The 20,337-nt window shown below is 72.0% G+C and carries 19 protein-coding genes; 3 read left to right on the forward strand and 16 right to left on the reverse strand.

Annotation, left to right across the window (positions count from 1 at the left end; translation table 11 throughout):
- Positions 1-37 precede the first annotated feature (37 nt).
- The 8 genes from J2Z30_RS00485 to J2Z30_RS00520 form a co-directional block, all read right to left on the reverse strand.
- Positions 38-937, reverse strand: a complete 900-nt coding sequence (locus J2Z30_RS00485; RefSeq protein WP_044577280.1) for a carbohydrate ABC transporter permease — start codon at positions 935-937, stop codon at positions 38-40.
- Entirely contained in the window at positions 934-1,899 is a 966-nt protein-coding gene (locus J2Z30_RS00490) for a carbohydrate ABC transporter permease (RefSeq protein WP_044577279.1), read from the reverse strand. Before J2Z30_RS00490 ends, J2Z30_RS00485 begins: the two co-directional genes overlap by 4 nt.
- 83 nt (positions 1,900-1,982) lie before the next feature.
- The gene (gene araD, locus J2Z30_RS00495) at positions 1,983-3,746 is read right to left on the reverse strand and encodes an L-arabinonate dehydratase (RefSeq protein WP_044577277.1); all 1,764 of its coding nucleotides are present in this window, start codon (positions 3,744-3,746) and stop codon (positions 1,983-1,985) included.
- Entirely contained in the window at positions 3,743-4,645 is a 903-nt protein-coding gene (locus tag J2Z30_RS00500) for a dihydrodipicolinate synthase family protein (protein WP_044577275.1), read from the reverse strand. The genes araD and J2Z30_RS00500 overlap by 4 nt, the downstream gene beginning before the upstream one ends.
- A 164-nt stretch (positions 4,646-4,809) precedes the next feature.
- Positions 4,810-5,448 carry a GntR family transcriptional regulator gene (locus J2Z30_RS00505; protein ID WP_044577273.1) on the reverse strand — a complete coding sequence of 213 codons (639 nt, stop codon included), beginning with the start codon at positions 5,446-5,448 and terminating at the stop codon, positions 4,810-4,812.
- Between the two features lie 140 nt (positions 5,449-5,588).
- A complete protein-coding gene (locus J2Z30_RS00510; RefSeq protein WP_107073383.1) occupies positions 5,589-6,764 on the reverse strand; it encodes an MFS transporter in 1,176 nt (391 codons plus the stop codon).
- Between the two features lie 179 nt (positions 6,765-6,943).
- Entirely contained in the window at positions 6,944-8,143 is a 1,200-nt protein-coding gene (locus J2Z30_RS00515) for an alpha-amylase family protein (protein WP_044577268.1), read from the reverse strand.
- Positions 8,140-9,129 carry a 5-dehydro-4-deoxyglucarate dehydratase gene (locus J2Z30_RS00520; protein ID WP_044577265.1) on the reverse strand — a complete coding sequence of 330 codons (990 nt, stop codon included), beginning with the start codon at positions 9,127-9,129 and terminating at the stop codon, positions 8,140-8,142. Before J2Z30_RS00520 ends, J2Z30_RS00515 begins: the two co-directional genes overlap by 4 nt.
- A 310-nt stretch (positions 9,130-9,439) precedes the next feature.
- Between J2Z30_RS00520 and J2Z30_RS00525 the strand changes: the two genes are divergently transcribed.
- Entirely contained in the window at positions 9,440-10,249 is an 810-nt protein-coding gene (locus J2Z30_RS00525; protein WP_044577263.1) for an NAD-dependent epimerase/dehydratase family protein, read from the forward strand.
- Between the two features lie 476 nt (positions 10,250-10,725).
- On the opposite strand, the gene J2Z30_RS00530 is transcribed toward J2Z30_RS00525, so the two are convergent.
- From J2Z30_RS00530 to J2Z30_RS00550, 5 genes are all read right to left on the reverse strand, one after another.
- Positions 10,726-11,289, reverse strand: a complete 564-nt coding sequence (locus J2Z30_RS00530) for a cysteine hydrolase family protein (RefSeq protein ID WP_044577260.1) — start codon at positions 11,287-11,289, stop codon at positions 10,726-10,728.
- On the reverse strand, positions 11,286-12,719 hold the full coding sequence (locus J2Z30_RS00535; protein WP_044577257.1) for an MFS transporter: 1,434 nt from the start codon (positions 12,717-12,719) through the stop codon (positions 11,286-11,288). Before J2Z30_RS00535 ends, J2Z30_RS00530 begins: the two co-directional genes overlap by 4 nt.
- The gene (locus J2Z30_RS00540) at positions 12,716-13,165 is read right to left on the reverse strand and encodes a MarR family winged helix-turn-helix transcriptional regulator (protein ID WP_044577255.1); all 450 of its coding nucleotides are present in this window, start codon (positions 13,163-13,165) and stop codon (positions 12,716-12,718) included. Before J2Z30_RS00540 ends, J2Z30_RS00535 begins: the two co-directional genes overlap by 4 nt.
- Positions 13,166-13,254: 89 nt before the next feature.
- Positions 13,255-14,220, reverse strand: coding sequence for an SDR family NAD(P)-dependent oxidoreductase (locus J2Z30_RS00545; RefSeq protein WP_044577252.1), 966 nt, complete (start codon positions 14,218-14,220; stop codon positions 13,255-13,257).
- Positions 14,221-14,284: 64 nt separating this feature from the next.
- Positions 14,285-14,863 carry a TetR/AcrR family transcriptional regulator gene (locus tag J2Z30_RS00550; RefSeq protein ID WP_044577249.1) on the reverse strand — a complete coding sequence of 193 codons (579 nt, stop codon included), beginning with the start codon at positions 14,861-14,863 and terminating at the stop codon, positions 14,285-14,287.
- Between the two features lie 130 nt (positions 14,864-14,993).
- Here J2Z30_RS00550 and J2Z30_RS00555 point away from each other — a divergent pair, with 130 nt between their 5' ends.
- Positions 14,994-15,929, forward strand: coding sequence for a DMT family transporter (locus J2Z30_RS00555; protein WP_044577247.1), 936 nt, complete (start codon positions 14,994-14,996; stop codon positions 15,927-15,929).
- Here the strand turns inward: J2Z30_RS00555 and J2Z30_RS00560 are convergent.
- On the reverse strand, positions 15,867-16,778 hold the full coding sequence (locus J2Z30_RS00560) for an NAD-dependent epimerase/dehydratase family protein (RefSeq protein WP_044577244.1): 912 nt from the start codon (positions 16,776-16,778) through the stop codon (positions 15,867-15,869). The genes J2Z30_RS00555 and J2Z30_RS00560 overlap by 63 nt on opposite strands.
- Positions 16,779-16,885: 107 nt before the next feature.
- Positions 16,886-17,719 carry a YwqG family protein gene (locus J2Z30_RS00565; protein ID WP_052702119.1) on the reverse strand — a complete coding sequence of 278 codons (834 nt, stop codon included), beginning with the start codon at positions 17,717-17,719 and terminating at the stop codon, positions 16,886-16,888.
- A 131-nt stretch (positions 17,720-17,850) separates the two neighbouring features.
- Here J2Z30_RS00565 and J2Z30_RS00570 point away from each other — a divergent pair, with 131 nt between their 5' ends.
- A complete protein-coding gene (locus J2Z30_RS00570) occupies positions 17,851-19,083 on the forward strand; it encodes a TerD family protein (RefSeq protein ID WP_209468536.1) in 1,233 nt (410 codons plus the stop codon).
- A 129-nt stretch (positions 19,084-19,212) separates the two neighbouring features.
- On the opposite strand, the gene J2Z30_RS00575 is transcribed toward J2Z30_RS00570, so the two are convergent.
- Entirely contained in the window at positions 19,213-20,319 is a 1,107-nt protein-coding gene (locus tag J2Z30_RS00575; RefSeq protein ID WP_078956963.1) for an LLM class flavin-dependent oxidoreductase, read from the reverse strand.
- Positions 20,320-20,337 lie beyond the last annotated feature (18 nt).

The following is a 20,337-nucleotide window of genomic DNA, read 5'->3' on the forward strand; positions in this document are numbered from 1 at the left end:
CATGCTCGTTCCGCCGACCCAACGGGTCAGGTTTCGGTCATCCCTTGACCGCCCCCGCGCTGAAGCCGGTGATCAGCCACTTCTGGATGAAGGCGAAGACGATGACGACGGGCACCGCGGCGATCACCCCGCCCGCCGCGAGCGCGCCCAGGTCGACGCTGTCCGCCCCGATGAGGGTGTTCAGGCCGACCGGGATCGTCTGCTTGTCCTGGGAGCTGAGGAACATCAGCGCGAACAGGAAGTGGTTCCAGCTGTGCACGAAGGCGAAGGAGCCGACCGCGATCAGCCCTGGGCGCAGCAGCGGCAGCACCACCGCGCAGAAGGCCCGGAAGCGGCCGCAGCCGTCCACCCACGCCTGCTCCTCGAGCGACACCGGCACGTTCTTGATGAAACCGCTGATGAGGATGATCGACAGGGGTAGCTGGAAGACCGTCTCCGCGATGACCACGCTCCCCAGCGAGTTGATCATCTGCAGGTTCTTGAAGATCTCGAAGAGCGGCACCAGCATCAGCGCGCCCGGGACGAACTGCGAGGCCAGCAGCGCCAGCATGAAGCCCTGTTTGATGCGGAAGTCGAAGCGGGCGAGGGCATAGCCCCCGGCCAGCGCGACCGCCGTCGTCATCACCAGTGAGGCGACCCCGACGATCATGCTGTTCTGGAAGAAGATCCCGAAGCTGCGCTCGTTCCAGACCTTCTGGAAGTGCTCACCGGTGATCGGCCAGGGCACCAGCGCGTTCGAGCCCGCGGGGCGCAGCGCGAACAGCAGCATCCAGTAGAAGGGGACGAGGGTGAACAGCAGATACAGGCCCAGCGGCAGATAGATCTGCCAGCGCGGGACGCCCTGGTCGGACCCGCGCCGGCGCCTCCCGCGGGCGGTGGGCGGCGGGGTGGCCACGGCGGCGGGCAGGGCGCCCTGCTCGGCCAGTGCGGCGGTCACTTGGTCTCGCCTCCGAACTTGCTCAGGCGCAGATAGAGGATCGAGCAGAAGAGGAGGATCACGAAGGCGACGGTGGTCAGCGCGGCGGCGTAGCCGAAGTCATGGCCGTTGATCCCGGTGTTGGCGACGTACAGCGGAAGGGTGGTGGTCTGCCCGGCCGGTCCGCCGCCGGTGAGGGTGTAGAGCAGATCGACGTTGTTGAACTCCCAGACGCCGCGCAGCAGCGTGGAGAGGATGATCGCGTCCTTCAGGTGCGGCAGGGTGATGTGGCGGAACCGCCGCGCCCGGCCCGCGCCGTCGACCGAGGCCGCCTCGTAGAGGTCCCTGGGGATGGACTGGAGGTCGGCGAGGAGCAGGATCGCGAAGAACGGGACACCGCGCCAGAGTTCGGCGACGACGGCGGCCCAGAAGACGGTCCCGGTGTCGGAGAGGACCGAGGTGCCGTAGGTGCCGATCCCCGCGTCCGCGAGATAGCGGCTGATGCCGGTCGAGGGGTTGTAGAGCAGCATCCAGATGGTGGTGGTCAGCACCCCGGACACGGCCCAGGGCGAGAAGACCAGGGCGCGGGCGAGGCCGCGGCCGAGGAAGGTCTGGTTCACCAGCAGGGCGAGCGCGAGGCCGAGCAGGAGTTGCAGCAGCACCTCGGTGACGACCCATTTGCCGCTGAAGGCGAGCGTGTCCCAGAACTGCGGGTCGTCGGTGAAGATCCGGGTGAAGTTGTCCAGGCCCGCGTAGCCGTTCCGCCAGGGCTTGGTGACGTTGTAGTTCCGCAGGCTGTAGTAGAGGACGCTGAGCATCGGATAGGCGATGAAGCCCAGCATCAGCAGCCCGGCGGGGGCGATCAGCAGATACGGGAGGCGGCGGGCCGGTCCTCCGGTACGGGCCGGGCCTCCGGTACGGGCCGGTCCTCCTCCCGTACGGCGCCGGGTGACCCGGGGTGGTTTCGCCACGGCGTGGGCCATGACTGCTTCTCCGTTCTCAGAGGTGCGGGGTCTGGTGAAGCGCTTACCGAATGTTGTTCGGTATCTCGTGCAAAAAAATTCGCTCAGCCCGCGTAGGGTTCGGGCACCGCCCCCGGGCGGGCCAGGAAGCGGAAGTCGCAGCCGGTGTCGGCCTGGGTCATCTGCTCCTGGTAGAGCGCGCCGTAGCCGCGCTCGAAGCGGGGCGGCGGGGCCGTCCACCGCGCCCGGCGCCGTTCCAGCTCGGCGTCGTCCACCTCCAGCCGCAGCGCCCGCGCCGCGACGTCCAGGGTGATCGGATCGCCGTCGCGGACGAGGGCGAGCGGGCCGCCGACATACGACTCGGGTGCGATGTGCAGCACACAGGCCCCGTAACTGGTGCCGCTCATCCGGGCGTCGGAGATCCGCACCATGTCCCGCACCCCCTGCTTCAGCAGATGGTCGGGGATCGGCAGCATCCCGTACTCGGGCATTCCGGGGCCGCCCAGCGGACCCGCGTTGCGCAGCACCAGCACACTGTCCTCGGTGATGCCGAGACCGGGGTCGTCGATGGTGGCCTGCATCGTCCTGTAGTCGTCGAAGACCACGGCCGGGCCGGTGTGTCTCAGCAGCCGGGGCTCGGCCGCGAGGTGCTTGATGACCGCGCCGTCGGGGCACAGATTGCCGCGCAGCACCGCCACTCCGCCCTCCTCGGCCAGCGGGCGGTCGCGGTCCCGGATCACCTCGGGGTTGTGCACCAGGGCGCCGTCGAGCTGTTCGCGCAGTGTGGGGTGGGCGACGGTGGGGCGGTCCAGGTGCAGGACGTCCGTCAGCCGGGAGAGGAGGCCCGGGAGCCCGCCCGCGAAGTGGAAGTCCTCCATCAAGTACCGGCCGCCGGGCCGCAGATCGGCCAGCACGGGGACGGTACGGGCGATCCGGTCGAAGTCGTCGAGGGTGAGCCGCACCCCGGACCGGCCCGCCATGGCGATCAGATGGATCACCGCGTTGGTGGAGCCGCCGAGCGCGAGCACGGTCGCGACCGCGTCCTCGTAGGCCTCCCGGGTGAGGAGCTCCGAGAGCCTGAGGTCCTGCCAGACCAGCTCGACCACGCGTAACCCGGAGGCGGCGGCCATCCGGTCGTGCCCGGAGTCCACGGCCGGGATGGACGAGGCGCCCGGCACGGTCACGCCCAGCGCCTCGGCGGCGGCCGTCAGCGTGGAGGCGGTGCCCATCGTCATGCAATGGCCGGGGGAACGGGCCAGCCCCCGCTCCAGCTCGGAGATCTCGCAGTCACCGATCAGCCCGGCCCGCCTGTCGTCCCAGTACTTCCACATGTCGGTGCCCGAACCCAGCACCTCGTCGCGCCAGTGCCCCGGCAGCATCGGCCCGGCCGGGACGAAGACCGCCGGGAGGTCGGCGCTGGCCGCGCCCATCAGCAGCGCCGGGGTGGACTTGTCGCAGCCGCCCAGCAGCACGGCGCCGTCGACCGGGTACGAGCGGAGCAGCTCCTCCGTCTCCATGGCGAGGAGGTTGCGGTAGAGCATGGGGGTGGGCTTCTGGAAGGTCTCGGAGAGCGTGGAGACCGGGAACTCCAGCGGGAAGCCGCCCGCCTGCCAGACCCCGCGCTTGACCGCCTGGGCGCGGTCGCGCAGATGCACATGGCAGGGGTTGATGTCGCTCCAGGTGTTGAGGATCGCGATGACCGGCTTGCCCAGGTGCTCCTCGGGGAGATAGCCGAGCTGGCGGGTGCGGGCCCGGTGGCTGAAGGAGCGCAGGCCGTCGGTGCCGTACCACTGGTGGCTGCGCAGCTCGTCGGGGCGTTTGCGCGTTCTCGGCGAGACGCTTGTACCGGCCCTTGGCTGGACACTCATACCGACCACCCCTCGACGATCGCGGCGACTTCCGCGCGCCTCGGCTCGGGCAGCGGCTTGCTCGGGGCGCGGACGTCGCGCCGGCACAGGCCCATCGCGGCAAGCGCTTCCTTGACCACCGTGACGTTGTTGGCGGACTGCCGCTCGGCCCTGAGGTCCTCGAACCGCCGGATCTGCTCCCAGACCTTCATCGCGCCGGGGTAGTCCCCCGCGCGCAGCGCGCCCAGCATGTTGAGCGAGACATTGGGGGCCACGTTGACCAGGCCCGAGGTGAAGCCGGTGGCGCCGACCGCCCAGTACGAGGGCGCGTACAGCTCGGCGAGCCCGGCCACCCAGACGAACCGGTCAAGACCGGCGTCGCGCGCCACGGCGGCGAAGCGGGTGGCGTCGTGGACCGCGTATTTGACCCCGATGACATTGGGGCACTTCTCGCCGAGCCGGGCGACCGCCGCGCCCTCGATGAGCGGATTGCGCAGATACGGCACTACGCCCAGCTCGGGGACGGCCTCGGCGATGGTGCGGTGGTAGTCGATCCAGCCGTCCTGGGCGACGTACGGATGCACCGGCTGATGGACCATCACCATCTCGGCCCCGGCCGAGCGGGCGTGCCGGGCGGCCTCGACCGCGGTGGCCGCGTCATGGCCCACCCCGACGAGGACGGCGGCCCGCCCGGCGGCCTCCTCGACGGTCAGCTCGGTGACCAGCCGCCGCTCTTCGAGGGTGAGGGCGTAGAACTCCCCCGTGTTGCCGTTCGGGGTGACGGCCTTGACCCCGCCGTCGAGGAGCCGGCGCAGCAGGGCGCGGTAGGCGGCGCGGTCCACGGCGCCGTCGGCGTCGTACGGGGTCACCGGGATCGCCACGACGTCCGCGAGCGCCGTCCTCAGCGGTGAGTAGTCCATACGAACCCTTTCTCTCGATGTTCGGCATCGGGACGAGCTGTTCGGATGGTGCTGAGCGCTGGGTGCTGAGTGCTGCGTGCCGCGTGCTGAGTGCCGCGTGCTGAGTGCCGCGTGCTGAGTGCCGCGTGCTGCGTGCTGGGGTCGGCGACCGGGGCCGCCGGGTGCTACTCCCCGTCCGGGAAGGCGCGCCGGACGAAGGACGCGATGTGCTCGTGCAGTGCGCGGGCCGCCCCGTCGGCGTCGCCGTCGAGCGCACGGGCGAGGATCTCCCGGTGCTCACCGGCCTCCTGCTCCCAGGAGGGCACCGCCTGCCAGGCGATGGCGGACACCAGCGCGGCCTGGTCCCGCAGTTCGTCGAGCATCCGGGTCAGCAGGGGGTTGCCGCAGGGCAGATAGAGCGCCCGGTGGAAGTCGCGGTTGGCGAGCGACCGCCCGGCCGGATCGGCGGCCGCGTCCGACCGCTCCAGCGCGGTCCCGGCGTCCTCCAGCCCGGCCCGCGCGGCCACGGTCCGGCGCAGCGCCTCGGGCTCCAGGAGCAGCCGCACATCGTAGACGGCGTGCGCCATCGCGGTGTCCACGGTCCTGACCGTGGCCCCCTTGTACTCGCTCATCACCACGAGCCCCCGACCCGCGAGCGTCTTGAGCGCCTCCCGCACAGGCGTCTTGGACACCCCGAACTGCGCGGCCAACTCGGCCTCCACCAACGCCTGGCCGGGCCGCAGCCCCCCGGTGAGAATCGCGCGCTTGACCGCCTCCAGCACGTACTGGGTGCGGGAGGGGATCGGGCTCGGGGCGATGTCCATGGATGCTCTCAGATCTCACATATCGCGTCTCATATATGACATACGAAGTACGACGCGATGAAGTTAGGGCGGCCCCAGGAGTTCGTCAACGGTTCTGACAAAAACTGGCCGAGAGCGCCAAAGCCGGGCGCGTCCCGCCCTTACGCCCGCTCGGGGGCGTCGGTGTTCGCCGGGTGGGGGTGTTGGGTGATGGCTTCGGGGAGGGCGGGTTCGTTCAGGGGGCGGAGGAGGAGGCAGCCGAGGGCGGGGAGGGCTATCAGGGGGGACAGGGCGGTTTGGAGGGTGGTGGCGTCGGCCAGGGCGCCGATGAGGGGGCTTGCGAGGCCGCCGACGCTGACCGTCAGTCCCAGGGTGACCCCGCTGGCGGTGCCCACGCGGCGGGGCAGGTAGTCCTGGCCGAGGGTGACGTGCAGGGAGAACGGCACATAGAGCCCGGCCGAGGCGAGGGCCACGCAGAGGTAGAGCGCCGGGCCGGGGACGAGGACGACGCCCGCGACGGCGAGGACGGTCAGGGCGTACGACCACTGGACGACCGGGACGCGGCCGTGGCGGGCGGCGAGTCCGCCGCCGACCACCGTGCCCACCGCGCCGCCGGCGTAGAGCACGAACAGGGCGGCGGTACCGGCCAGTTCGCCTCCGCCCGCGCGTTCGCGCACGTACAGGGAGATGAACGCGCTCAGCCCGACGAAGACGATCGAGCGGCACATGATGGCGCCGGACAGCCGGAGGAAGGAGGGCCAGTCGTCCCGTCCCTCTCCTCCGCGGCCCGCCCGCGCGGGCCCGGCCGCCGCGCCCGGGGCCCTGAGCGCCCGCAGCGCGGCCGCGCACAGGGCGGCTCCGGCCACGGCGGGGACGGCCAGCAGCGGGGAGGCGCGCAGACCGCCGGTGGCGATGACGGCGGCGACCGCGAGCGGCGCGGCGGCGAAGCCGACGTTGCCGCCGAGGGAGAACCAGCTCATCGCGGTGTGGCTGCCCCGGCTGGCGAGCCGGGCCACCCGGGCGGACTCGGGGTGGTACGCGGCCACGCCGATGCCGGAGACGGCGACCACCGCCAGGGTCGCCGCGTAGGAGCCGGTGACCCCGCTCAGCGCCACACCCGCGCCGCCCACCAGCGTGCTCACCGGCAGCAGCCACGGCATGGCCCACCGGTCGGTGAGCGCCCCGAACAGCGGCTGTACGACGGACGACAGCAGCGAGGCGGCCAGTACGACGCCGGAGGCGGCGGCGTAGCTGTACGCCCGTTCCGAGACGAGGAACGGCACCAGCGCGGCCACCGCTCCCTGGTAGATGTCCACGCAGGCGTGTCCCAGGGACATCAGCGCGATGGGCCTGCGGTGTGAGGTGGTCCGTTTCGTCGGCACCCTTCGATCGTGGCGATGCCGGCGAGTGTCGCGCTTCCGATAATCCGCCGGGCTGTCCCGGAAACCCGCCAGGCGCTCCGCCGGGAGTGCCTTGCCCTGCCGCCGATCGTCTGCGCGTCTGCGCGTCTGCGAGCTCAGCCCAGCTCGGCCAGGGCCGTGCGGACGGCCGCCAGGTCCGGGTCCGAGGCCAGACCGGCGTGGTACAGACGGAGCTCGTCCGCGCCCAGCTCCACCGCGTGGGCCGCGTCCTGGGCCAGCGTCGCCGGGCTGCCGCCCATCCCCGCCACCACCGTGAAGTTGGCGGCGAGCACGGTCCGTTCGGTCCGGTACGGGACGAACGGGGGCAGGACCCCGGAGCGCACTGCCTCGCCCCCCGTGCACGGCAGTACGACCCCGTCGGCCTGGGCCAGCACATCGGCCGGATCCACGCCCACGTTGGCGCCGAGCCGGTGCGGGGCCGGGTCGGCGTGCAGCAGGACCTGGAAGTCCTTGTCCGCCGCGGCCCTTACGGCGGCCACGGCCTCGCCCCGCAGACCGCTCGCGATCCGGTCGCGCCAGGCCGCGAAGAGCGCGGCGTGGTCGGCGCCGAGCAGTTTCTCGACCTCGGCCCACTCCCCCGCGCGGTCACCGCCGTCCGCGGTGGTCTCGCCCGCCCACACCGGCCGCAGGGCGCGCACGACGAGCTCGCGCAGCACCTCGGGGTCGGCGCCCAGCTCGGCGTAGCCCGCCTCACAGCTCTCGCAGAAGCACAGCGACATCAAGTACTGGCCGGCGCCGCCCAGCGGCACTCCGCCGATCTTGTCGTGGGCGTGCAGATGGGCGAGTCCGTACCAGCCGCAGGACTCCAGCTCGGTGCCGCGGGCTCCGGGCCGTACGGCCGCCTCGGCGGCCAGGTCCACCAGATAGGCGCGCACCTCGGGGCGGGCGATGCACGGCGCCCACGGGTAGCGGTCGCCATAGGCGTTGCGCACGGTGATCCACGGATGCTCCTCGCCCAGCCGGGTGTTGTGCGCGAGCACCACCCAGGCGTGGACCTCGAGACCGGCGTCGGCCAGCGCGGCGGCCGCCTCGCCGTACGGATCCTCGCCGGGCACCCACGACTGCTCGTACGGCCGCAGCTCGCGCCCCTGCCAGCGCTCCGCGCTCGGCGGGTAGAGCACGGCCGCGTGGCGGGCGGTGACGATGCGATGCCCGGGGTGGCGCGGGGTCAGGGCCCGGGTGGAGTGGTAGGCGGAGGCCAGTGTCGCCTGCTGGACGCCGAGGTCGGCGATGCGGCGAGCGGCGTCCGGGTCCCCGACGACGTCCCAGGGGTAGACGAAGGCGGAAGCCTTCACCGCGCCTCCCCGTTCCCGTCCCCGTTCCCGTCCTTGTCCTTGTCCGCGTCCCCGTCGGCTTCCCCGACCAGCGCCATGCCGCGCTCGATCAGCTCGGCAAGCTCCTTGACGTGGGCGGGGCTGGGCTCGCTCAGCGGCGGCCGCACCTCGCCGACGTCCAGCCCGCGCAGCCGGACCCCCGCCTTGACCAGCGACACCGCATAGCCGCGGCCCTGGTTGCGGAGCTCGACCAGCGGCCGGTAGAAGCCGTCGAGCAGTTTGTTGGCGGTCTCGTCGTCGCCCGTCATGAGCGCCTTGTGGAAGGCGAGGGCGACCTCGGGAACGAAGCAGAAGACGGCGGAGGAGTAGAGCGTCACGCCGATGCCGCGGTAGGCGAGGCCGGTCAGCTCGGCGGTCGGCAGTCCGTTGAAGTACCGGAAGCCCTCGTCGGGGGCGTCGGCCCGCACCGCGCTCACGACGCGCTGCATCAGGTCGAGGTCGCCGATGCCGTCCTTGAGGCCGATGATGCCGGGCACCTTGGCGAGCCGGGCCACGGAGTCCGGGGCCAGGACTGCGTTGTCCCGCTGGTAGACGATGATGTCGAGGCCGGTCGCGCCCGCGAGGGCGCTGTAGTGGCGGATCAGCCCTTCCTGATCGGCCACGACCAGATACGGCGGCATGGCGAGCAGCCCGTCCGCACCGGCCCGCTCGGCCAGCTTGGCGTACTGGATCGCCAGCGCGGTCCCGTACCCGGCGCCCGCGACGACCGGCACCCGCCCGGCGGCCTCCTCCACGGCGACCACGACGCAGTCGTGGAACTCCTCGGGCGTCAGTGCGTGGAACTCGCCCGTGCCGCAGCACGCGAAGACGGCGCCCGCCCCCGCGTCGATCCCGGCGCGGATGTGCGCGCGGTAGATCTCCAGGTCCAGGGCGCCATCGGGACCGTAGGCGGTCACGGGGAAGAACAGCAGTCCGTCAAGGCGCTCGGCGAGTGAAGCTGAGGTCACGGGCTTCTCCCTGTCGTGTACACCGACCCGCCGTCACCTACCGACGCCGTGTGCACGTTTCTGATCGTCATCTACATTCGTGAACAAGTTCACCGTAAGGCAGCCATCGGCCGCCGGTCAAGGGCGCCAACCGGGTGACGCCACCCACCCGACGGTGAATTCGCCGACATCGCGCCACCCTTGACGGCCCATGCGCCGATCCTTACGGTGTCCATGAATCTGAACCACATACATGAATAAAAACCACATACGCAACGGCCCCCTGCGCGACAACCCCATAACGCGATACCCCCTCGGAGGAGATCCGCCCATGCCCGCTCCCCGCACCGTCCTCCTCACCGGCGCCGCCGGCGGCATGGGCACCTTGATGCGCGAGCTGCTGCCGTCGTACGGATACCAGCTGCGGCTGCTCGACCAGCTCCCCATCGAGGGCGAGCCGGACGCGATCACCGCGGACCTGTCCGACCGGGACGCCCTGCGCGAGGCCGTGCGGGGCGTTGACGCGATCATCCATCTCGCGGGTATCTCCCTGGAAGCCCCGTTCGAGAAGATCCTGCGGGCCAATATCGAGGGCACGTACAACATGTACGAGGCGGCGCGCGAGGCGGGGATCCGCCGGATCGTCTTCGCCTCGAGCAACCACGCCGTGGGCTTCACCCCGCACCCGGTGGGGGACGACCCGCTCATCCCTCTCGACACCCCGCGCCGCCCCGACACCTACTACGGGCTGTCGAAGGCGTTCGGCGAGGACCTGGCCTCGTTCTACTGGGACAAGCACGGCATCGAGACGGTCGCCATCCGCATCGGCTCCTGCTTCCCCGAGCCGACGACGGTCCGCATGCTGTCCATCTGGATGAGCCCGGCGGACGGCGCCCGGCTCCTCCACGCCGCCCTTACGGCGGAGAACGTGGGCTGCACGACGGTCTACGGCAGCTCGGCCAACACCCGCCTGTGGTGGGACCTCTCCTCGGCCCGCGCCCTGGGGTACGAGCCGAGGGACGACTCCGAGCCGTACGCCGCGAAGCTGATCGCCGAACAGGGCGAACTGGAACCGGGCAACCCCGCCCATGACTACCTCGGCGGCGCGTTCTGCACCGACCCGCCGATCTGGCCGCGTTGAGGGTTTCGGGCAGAGCCCTGTGCGCAGGGGCGCGGCTCACCTAGGCCTGGTGGCTTTTGAGCATGGGTCCGGAGGTGGGGGCGGGGCGCCGCCGCCGGCCGCCGGGCCGATGGGATGTCGGGGTCGTGGCGGCTCGGCGACGTGGGAGGAGCGGCTCTCTGTCCGGAGTGCGGACCGGCGGGCCCCGGGGCGGCCCCTCCGGGGTACCTCTGCAAAAAACGCTTGATCTGAAGCAACTAATTTGTCAGGCAATTCCGAGAGGGGTACCCCACCCCGGGTCATCCGGAAGACGGTCCGGCCCCGGCCCCCGATCGACCCGCCAGTCCGGCAACGCTCCTGGCCCCCGAGCAAGGACGCCGCCACCGGGCCCCGCCCCCACCGGCCCGGCGCCCGGCGACGAGGGCCGGGCCCCCACCCGCCGACCCATGCTCAAATGCGCCGAAGGCGCGAAACGGCGCCGCACCCGACCGAGCCGCTCAGCCCGCCTTCCGGGCCCACTCCTCCACCGTCGTGACCTCGGCCTGCGACGGAAACACCTTCTCGATGAGCAGCCGGTGGACCTCCGGGTCCGGGTCGTAGCAGGCGTCGGACAGCACCGTGAGCCGGAAGTCCAGGTCGGCGGCCTGGCGCAGGGTGGACAGGACGACGCCGCCGGTCGCGACGCCGGTCAGGACGAGATGGGTGATGTCGCCGGACCGCAGCACCACGTCCAGGTCACTGCCGGCGAACGCGCTGACCCGCCGCTTGGTGACCACGACCTCGTCCGGCCGGGGCGCCACACCGGCGTGGATGGCGATCTTGGGGTCGTCCTCGGTGTAGAGGCCCGGCGGCAGGGAGCCCATGATCTTGTTACGGGCCGAGGCCTCGGGACGGCCGGAGCGGAAGCCGATGGCGACGTACACGACGGGGATTCCGGCGTCACGGGCCGCGTCGACCGCGCGGCTCACGCGCGGCACATAGTCGAGGTCCTGGACGCGGGCCACGATGCCCTCCTGGACGTCCATCACGAGCAGGGCCGTCTTGTTCGCGTTCATGTTCATGAAGCCTTTCGTCGCGCGGAAGAGGAATCGTCGGAACCGATACGGCCCAGCGAGCGGTCCACGAGCGTCAGCGCCAGACACAGACCGGTGATGGCGAGCATGAACCAGGCCAGGCCGTGCAGCCCGCCGGTGTCGGCGCGGGCGCCGAAGAAGGCGCCGTTGGCGCTGGAGGCGACGATCGCGCCGAGGTAGAAGAAGGTGCGGAGCAGCCCCGCGGAGGAGCCCATCCGCTCCGGATCGGCCTGGTGGTACACCGCGTTCTGCAGGGCGAGGTTGATCAGCCCCTGCGGTACGCCGAAGACAAGCCCGACGACGATCAGCAGCCATATCGCGCTGTGCGGCTGGAGCGGGAGCAGCAGGGCGCAGCCGACGATCTGCCCCACGGCCCCCACCAGCAGCTTGCCGCGCACGGCGGCGCGGCGGCCGGTGGCGGTGGACACCGCGATCCCGGTCAGGAACAGGGGCAGTTGGGCGAGCCCCGCCTGGGAGGCCGTCAGCCCCCGGCCGTCCTGGAGCCACTGGGTGTAGCCGTACAGAAAGACATACAAGACGACGGAGAAGAGGAGCGCGCGGGCGTAGGTGAGCAGCAGGGGCAGATTGCCGCCGAACACCCGCAGATCGATGAACGGCTCCGCCGCGCGCAGCTCCCGGACCATGAACCCGGCCGCCGCCACCGCCATCAGCACCGGCAGATACCACCGATCGGCTCGGGGCTCCATCAGGAACAGCAGCAGCGAGACGAGCATGGCGGCGAACAGCGCCATGCCGATCAGATCCAGCCGGACGCGCTCATCGGTGCGCTCCGCCAGGGGCCGCTCCTTCGGCAGACGCAGGGCGCCGAGGATCAGACCGGCCGCCGCCAGCGGGATGTTGACGGCGAGCGTGCTGCGCCAGCCGCCCAGCCCGATCAGCAGTCCGCCCAGGGGCGGGCCGATGACCGCGATGGTCTGACTGGCGACCGCGAGGGTGGCGAGTATTGCGGCGGGGCTCTCCTGGCCGGTCCGCCGGGCCTCCCCCCGGATGAGGTACATCGAGGCCGGATAGCCCGCGCAGGTGCCGAACCCGAGCACCACCCGCGCGACGATCAGTGTCCCCAGGTTGGGCGCGAGGAGACCGATCAGCCCCGCGATCCCGGTCAGCGTCGCCCCGGCGAGGAAGAGGCGGCGCGGCCCGTAGAGGTCGATCAGCCGGCCCATGACCGGCTGGCCTATCGAGGTGGCCAGATAGAGCGCGGAGACCAGCCAGGCCGTCTGCGACGGCGGCGCCCCGAACGCGGCGCCGATCGGCACCAACGACACCGAGATGATGGAGGAGTTGACGGGGTTCAGTACCGAACCCAGCATCATCGGCGCGAGCAGCCTCCGATCGAAGGCGCTCCCCGCGTCCGCCGCCGTGCCCTTTCCCTTTCGTCGCGTGAGCCGCTCGATCATGCGCGGCTGAGCCGGTCCAGCAGGGCCAGCGCCTCGAGGATGGTCTCCCGTTCCGCTTCCGTATAGCCGCTCTCCAGCGCCCGCGCGAGCCATTCCTCGCCCGCCCGCCGCTTGTCGTCCAGGAACGCGCTGCCGGTCTCGCTCACCGAGACCAGTTGCCGCCGCCCGTCGTCGGGATCGGGGCGCCGCCGGATCAGCCCGCGCTCGTCCAGCACGGCGAGCGTGGCCGCCATCGACTGCGGCCTTACGCGCTCGGCCGCCGCCAGCGCGCTGGCCGAGGCGGGGCCCTCCTTGCTGAGCCTGCTGAGCGCGGACGTCTGCGAGGGGGTGAGTTCCTCGAGGTCGTACGTCTCCTTGATCCGCCGCCGCAACCGGCCGATCACTACGCGGATCTCATGCGCGGCGCGCACGGTGGACTCGGACATGCCACCAGGGGTCTCTGCCATGCCCCGCACGATATTTCCTTCAGTCCAGGCTGTCCAGTTCACACTGAACAGTCTGGGCTGTCTATCTGTCCGGCTATCCCGCTATCCGGCTATCCGGTGAAGGCGTCGACCCCTGTCAGCTCGGCCGACAGCGTCCACAGCCGCGCGGCCCGCTCCGGATCGGTGGCCCAGACGCTCACCCCACTGCCCAGTTCGGTCCCCTCCGACGCGGGCTCGGCGATGTCGCAGTCCTCGCAGTACACCCCGCCCATGCCCGCGAGCCGCGGCGAGGTCGCCGCCCAGACCTGGGTGGCCGCCCCCTCCTCGGGTGCCTTCCAGCCGGCGTTGGTGGGGCTGGCCTCGATCGTCTCACTCAGCTCCGCCAGTTCCTCCGGGGACATGTGGCGCCCCAACTGGGTGGCGATCGTGCCGGGATGCACGGAGAACGCCCGCACACCGGCGTTCCGCCCCAGCGCGTCGAGGTGCAGCGCGAACAGGGCGTTGGCCGTCTTCGCCTGCCCATACGCCTGCCACTTGTCGTAGGCGTGTCGCTCGAAGTGGGGGTCGTCCCAGTGGATGTCCGAGAGCTGGTGCCCATTGGAGGAGACCGACACCACGCGTGCGCCACCGCCGCGCGCGATGGCGGGCCACAGCCGGTTGACCAGGGCGTAGTGGCCCAGGTGATTGATCGCGAACTGGGCTTCCCAGCCGGGGCCCACCCGGGTTTCGGGCGCGGCCATGATCCCGGCGTTGTTGACCAGGATGTCGATATCGCGACTGGACGCGAGGAATTCCTCCGTGAAGGCCCGAACGCTGTCCAGGTCCGCGAGGTCCATCCCGGCGACCTCCACGCCCCCGATCCCGCCGAGCGCCTCGACGGCGGTCGAGCGCCGCCGCGCGGGCACGACGACGCGGGCCCCCGCACCGGCGAGAGCCCGCGTCGTCTCCAGCCCGAGCCCCGAATAACCCCCGGTCACGAGCGCGAGCTTCCCGGACAGGTCGATGCCCGCGAGGACGTCACTCGTCGTACTGCGCACCCCGAAACCGGAGCCGATCGCATGCTGTTTGGTCGTCATGCCGGGAACGTACGGTTTCGAGTGCGCTCAAGGTCAAACAACGCGCTCGGGTGATGCGCCCGGGTCAGGCCGCCCTGGCCCGCTCCAGCGCCCGCAGGGCCAGCTCACGCGCGGTGCCGACCGGATCGGCGACCACCGAGAGCCCGTTCAGCACCGTGGCCCCCTCGTGGAGGAGCAGCAGCTCGTCCGCCAGCTCGTCGGGGGGCGTCACGCCCGCCTCCTCGCACAGCTGCCGCAGATAGCCCCGCAGCCAGTGCTTCTGGTCGGCGATCACCTGCCGGGCCGGATGCGCGGCGTCCGGCAGTTCGGCCGCCGCGTTGACGAAGCCGCAGCCGCGCGGGTTCTCGCGGCGCACCCACTGCGCGAGCGCGTCGAACGTGGCCAGGGCGCGATCCGCCGGGGGCGACTTCTCGACCTCGGCGGTGAGCCACGCCCGCCACCGCTCATCGCGCTCCCGCAGATACGCGGCGACCAGCGTTTCCTTCGAGCCGAAGCGGTCGTACAGCGTCTTCTTGGTGACTCCGGCGCGCTTGGCGATCAGATCCACGCCGACCGCGTTGATGCCCTGCCCGTAGAAGAGCTCGGCGGCGGTGTCGAGGATGCGGCGCGCGGCGGGGGTGAGCACTCCCGTAGGCGCTTCCATGCCGTGATCACCTCCGGGTGAAGGGTTGACGTGTATACCGATCTGTTTAGTCTAGTGGATGAGGGAGTAAACAGACCGGTATACCTGGAACGAACGAACCCGGAACCCCGAGCAGAACGAGGAACACCCCATGCCCGTCAGCGCCGCCGTCACCGCCATCGGTCTCGTCGTGATGTGGAGCTCCGGCTTCATCGGAGCCGAGCTCGGCACCCGGGAGGCCCCCGCCGACACCCTGCTGATGTGGCGCTTCCTCGCGGCGGCGGCGGTCCTGGGCGGCGCCTGGGCGCTGCTGAGGCGCCGCAGACTGCGTCCGCGCGCCGTGGCCGAGCAGGCGGTGATCGGAGCGCTCTCGCAGGGCGGCTATCTCGGCGGGATCGTCTGGGCGGTCGGGCTCGGCGTGCCGTCCGGCACCGCCGCGCTGATCGCCGCGTTGCAGCCGCTCGCGGCGGGCGCGCTGGCCGGGCGGCTGCTCGGGGAGACGGTCAGCCCGCGCCAGTGGGCGGGGCTGGCCATCGGCCTCGGCGGGGTCGCGCTCGTCGTACAGAGCGATCTGTCGGCGGGCCCGGCCGCCCCGGCGTGGGCGTACGGGCTGCCCTTCGCCGCCATGGCGGCGCTGCTGGCCGCGAGCTTCCTGGAACGCAGGGTGCGGACGCCGCTCGACCCCATGGACGCCATACCGCTGCACTGCCTGGTGAGCGCCGTGCTGTTCACCGGGGTCGCCGTGGCCGGAGGCCATGCCGCGCCCCCGGCGGGCGGGGGCTTCTGGGCCGCCGTGGCCTGGACGGTGCTGCTCTCCACGGTCGGCGGCTACGGCTTCTACTGGCTGAGCCTGCGCCGCAACGGCGTCACCCGCACCAGCGCGCTGATCTACCTCACGCCCCCGACCACGCTGGTGTGGGCGTACGCGATGTTCGGGGACGCGCCCGGGTGGACGGCCCTCGCGGGCATGGCGGTGTGCGTGATGGGGGTGACGGCGGCCACCGTACGCCGCCGCCCCGACCGGTCAGCGCAGCTCGCGGAGGATCCAGTCCGTGATCGAGCGGTGTCGCGGGTGCCAGCCGAGTAGCTCGCGGGCGCGGCGCGCCCGTACGCGGCTGTTGGAACCCAGGGCGTGCCGGGCGAACCGGGGGTCCCAGACGTTGTCCGGCGCGTCGGGGTCCCAGGGGCGGGGGCCGGGCAGGCCGAGGGAGCGGGCGATGGCCCCGGCGATCGCGCCGAACGACTCCTCCCCGTTCTCCACGAAGCAGAAGGTGCCCGGAGGCGCCTTCTCCAGCGCGAGGAGGTACAGGTCGGCGACGTCGTCGACATGGACGGTGGACCAGATGTTGCGGCCGGGTCCGACATGGCGGACCACTCCCCCGGCGCGGGCCTGCCGGACCAGTGCGGCGATCAGGACGCTGTCCCGGCCAAGGCCCCGCCCGTGCCCGTAGATCAGGCTGTCGCACAGCACCGCCGACCGTACGCCCCGTTCGGCCGCGCTCAGGACCAGGCGGTCGATGGCGACCCGGGCCGCGCGGATGGGGTGGTCGGGCTCCCAGGCCGATCCCGGGTCGAGGACGTCCTCGCCGTGGACCACCTCGGACGCCTCGCCCTCCGTGCCGGTGCCAACCGTGCTGGAGCCGCTGGTGTGGATCAGCGGCTTGCCCGATCCGGCCAGCGCGGCGATGAGCGTCTCCACGGCGGCGCGGTGGTCGCTGTCGGCCGCGTTGACCACGGCGTCGGCGCGGTGGGCGTGCGCGGCGAGGAGGTCCGTGTCGTCGAGTGAACCCACCACGGGCTCGATGCCCAGCCTGGCGAGTTGTTCGGCCTTGGCCGGATCGCGGGTCAGACCGCTGACGTGGTGACCTGCCTGGCGGAGGCGGACGGCGACGGTGCCGCCGATATAGCCGCTCGCGCCGGTGAGGAAGACATGCATGGGGTCGGTGCCTCTCTTACGGGTGAGCCTCTTTGACCGAGTCAGCCCGCAGAATCGACCGGGATCCGAGGGATCCCCAACGGGGTTTGCCGCGACGGCAAATGCCGTCAGCCGCACTGCCAGGTGAACAGGGCCTTCTCGAAACGGCCCGCGGCGAGGTCGTCGGGGCGGATCAGCCAGTACAGCGCGCCGCAGTCGCCCCACATCATGTCCACGTCCTCATCGGAGTCGAACTGCGCGAGCAGCACCCAGCGCCCCGCCTCCTCCTCGAGCCGCGGGTCCTCCCAGGACACGTCCCGCCCGCCCAGCGCGCCATGGGCCACCACGGTCTCCACCGCGCCCTGAATGGACTGGGCGTGGCCGCCGATCTGATGGGCGACACCGCTCTGGTGGCCCCATATCGCCCTCGTGAACGCGTCCGGGAACGCGTCCTCGCCGAACGCCGCGGTCAGCGCGGGCAGATCGAAGTCGGGGGCGCTCGGGCCGACCCGGACGGTCAGCGCCACCTCCGGGTACAGGGTGAGACCGGCCGGTGCGGGCCGTTCGGGCGCGCCGGCGGGCGCGGGCGGGAGGTGGAGCACCCGGGCGCCGGCCCAGGTGTCCGGGTCGGCGGTGTCGACCACCGCGTCATAGTCCTCGTCGCCGTAGTAGAAGAAGGCCAGGCGGCCGTCGGCGGGCAGCGGTATGTCCAGCTCCTCCCGGGGCAGCGCGGCGCAGTCCACCTCCGCCACGAACGCCAGCGGGCCGTGCCCCTCCCACACCGGCCAGTCCGTGCCCTCGGGCAGCCGGGGCAGTCCGCCGAGCCGGCCGATGACCGGATCGGCCGCCCCGGCCCGGCGGAGGTGGGCGGCCGGGCGCAGCAGCCCGGTCCAGCGGTCGGCGAGGTCGGCGGGCAGGTGGGTGCGGGCCAGGGTGGGCAGCGCGTCGGGCTCGGTCGTCATGCGGACCATGATGGCGGGGGCAACCGACAGCAGCACCGGGCCGACTCTGGCGGGGCAGGTCACGGGAGAAGTCACTCCGCAGGTCAAGGAACCGTAAAGCGGGGACGTTCGTTACCCCGGGCATGACCGCTATGACACCCGGCTCGAACCTCCCCCTCTCCGTCGCGCGCGTGGCGGTTGACGTCACCGCTCCGGTGCGGCTCGACGTATCGGGCCTGCTGCTCACCGCCAACGGCAAAGTGCGTTCCGACGACGACTTCGTCTTCTACAACCAGCCCACCGGGCCGGGCGTGACCCACCGCGCCGGGACGGCGGGCGCGGGCGACAGCATTACGGTGGACACCGCCGCCGTCCCCGCCGACATCGAGAAGATCGTGGTGACCGCGAGCCTGGACGCGCCCGGGGCGACGTTCGCGGGCACCGAGCCGACCGCCACCGTGCGCGGTGCCGACGACGGCGCGGTGATCGCCGCGTTCACCCCGCCGCGGCTGGGCAACGAGACCGCGCTGGTGGTCGTGGAGGTGTACCGGCGCAATGGGGCGTGGAAGGTGCGCGCGGTCGGGCAGGGGTATGCCAACGGTCTGGCGGGCATCGCCACCGACTTCGGGGTGACGGTCGAGGAGCCCGCCGCCCCGGCGGCCGCCCCCACCGCCCCCGCCGCCCAGACGCCGCCCCCGCCGAGCGGCCCGCCCGCCGGTTTCCAGCCCCCGCCGCCCATGCCGTCCGCTCCCCCGGCCGCAGCGCCCGCCGCCGCGGCGCCCGCCGCCGCGGCGGCCCCGGCCACCGGGAAGATCAACCTGGACAAGGGCCGGGTCAGCCTCCAGAAGAACCAGACGGTGTCCCTGGTCAAGGGCGGCCGCCCGCTGCTCAGCTCCGTGAAGATGGGCCTGGGCTGGGAGCCCGCCTTCCGGGGCAAGGACATCGACCTCGACGCGTCCGTGATCGCCTTCGGTGTCGACCGTAAGAAGATCGACGCCTGCTTCTTCGGCAAGCTGGCCATCCTCAACGGCGCCATCCAGCACTCCGGCGACAACCTCACCGGTGAGGGCGGAGGCGACGACGAGTCCATCACCGTCCACCTCGGCGGCCTCCCGCCCGAGGTCACCGGCCTGGTCTTCACGGTCAACTCCTTCTCCGGCCAGAAGTTCACCGATGTGGCCAAGGCGTACTGCCGCCTCCTCGACGCCCAGACCGGCGAGGAACTGGTCCGCTTCGACCTCACCCACGCCGAGCCGCGCACGGGCGTGATGATGGCCAAGCTGATCAAGCAGTTCTCGGGCGAGTGGGAGATGACCGCGATGGGCGAGTACGTCGACTCGCGCACCGTCCGCGGCATGGCCAAGCCCGCCGGCAAGGCTCTGTGAACCACCCCGCCAGGCCGCGCGGCGGCAGGCAGGTCGAGCGGGACCGTCTGCCGAGCTGACCGCCCAGTACAAGGCCCGTCATGGGGCATTGGGCCGGGCGGAGGTCGACGCGGCGCGGGCGCTTCTGCGTCATTGCGGATGCCCGGCCCATGCCGATGGCCCGGCATGCGCGAACCCGGGTGACGTAGCGGTCGGCACAGAGCCGGAAGCGGGGCCGGGGCCGCCCGACAGCCCCGCCGCGCGGGCCAGGCGGCGGTAGGAGTCCAGGAGGGCCTCGCGGTCGTAGGTGCTCGTCGTGACCAGCACCTCGTCGGCGTCGCTGCGCTCGATCAGCTCGTCGAGCGCGGCGGCGACCTCGTCCTCCGTGCCGTACAGCTGGCCGCGCAGGCCCCGCTCGTAGAAGCCGCGCTCCTTCTCGGTCATCTCCCGGGCCTCGATCTCCGAGGCCGGGGCCAGCGGCGGGAAGACGCCGTGGGTGCGGGAGTGGGCCATCGACCACGCCTCGGGGAGCAGCAGTCTGCGGGCCTCCTCCGTGGTGTCGGCGACCGCGACATTGCCCGAGACGACGACGTACGGGGCGGAGGACCACGCCGAGGGGCGGAAGCCCGCGCGGTAGCGGTCGATCGCGCGCAGCATCTCGTCCCGGCCGCGCAGATCGCCGATCACCAGGGACAGTCCGGCCCGCGCCGCCAGATCCGCGCCGGCGCCGGTGGCCAGGATGAAGACGGGCAGCCGCAGCCCCTCCGCCGGGTGGGCGTGGACCTGGGGGTGGGCGTCCTGCTCACCGGTGAACCAGCCGAGCAGCTCGTCCAGTTGGGCGCCGAAGTCCCGCGCGGCGTCCTTCTCGGCGCCCAGGGCGCGGCGGATGCCGTCGGTGAAGCCGACGGAGCGGCCCAGGCCCATGTCGATCCGGCCCGGGAAGAGGGATTCGAGCACCCCGAACTGCTCCGCCACGACCAGCGGGCGGTGGTTCGGCAGCATCACACCGCCCGTGCCCACGCGGATGCGGACCGTCGCCGCCGCGACGGCGGACGCCAGCACCGTGGGCGCCGAACCGGCCACGCCGGGCACGCTGTGGTGCTCGGAGACCCAGAAGCGGTGGTAGCCGAGCGCCTCGGCGGCTTGCGCGAACCGTACGGTGTCGCGCAGCGCCTGCGACCGCTCCCGCCCCTGGCGGGTGCGGGAGCGGTCCAGGATGGAGAAGGGGGTGGTGCGCAGGCGTGAGGTCACGCTCACGTCAACGCGTACCCCGGC

The sequence above is a fragment of the Streptomyces iranensis genome (assembly GCF_017874715.1).
GTDB classification, from domain to species: Bacteria; Actinomycetota; Actinomycetes; order Streptomycetales; family Streptomycetaceae; genus Streptomyces; species Streptomyces iranensis.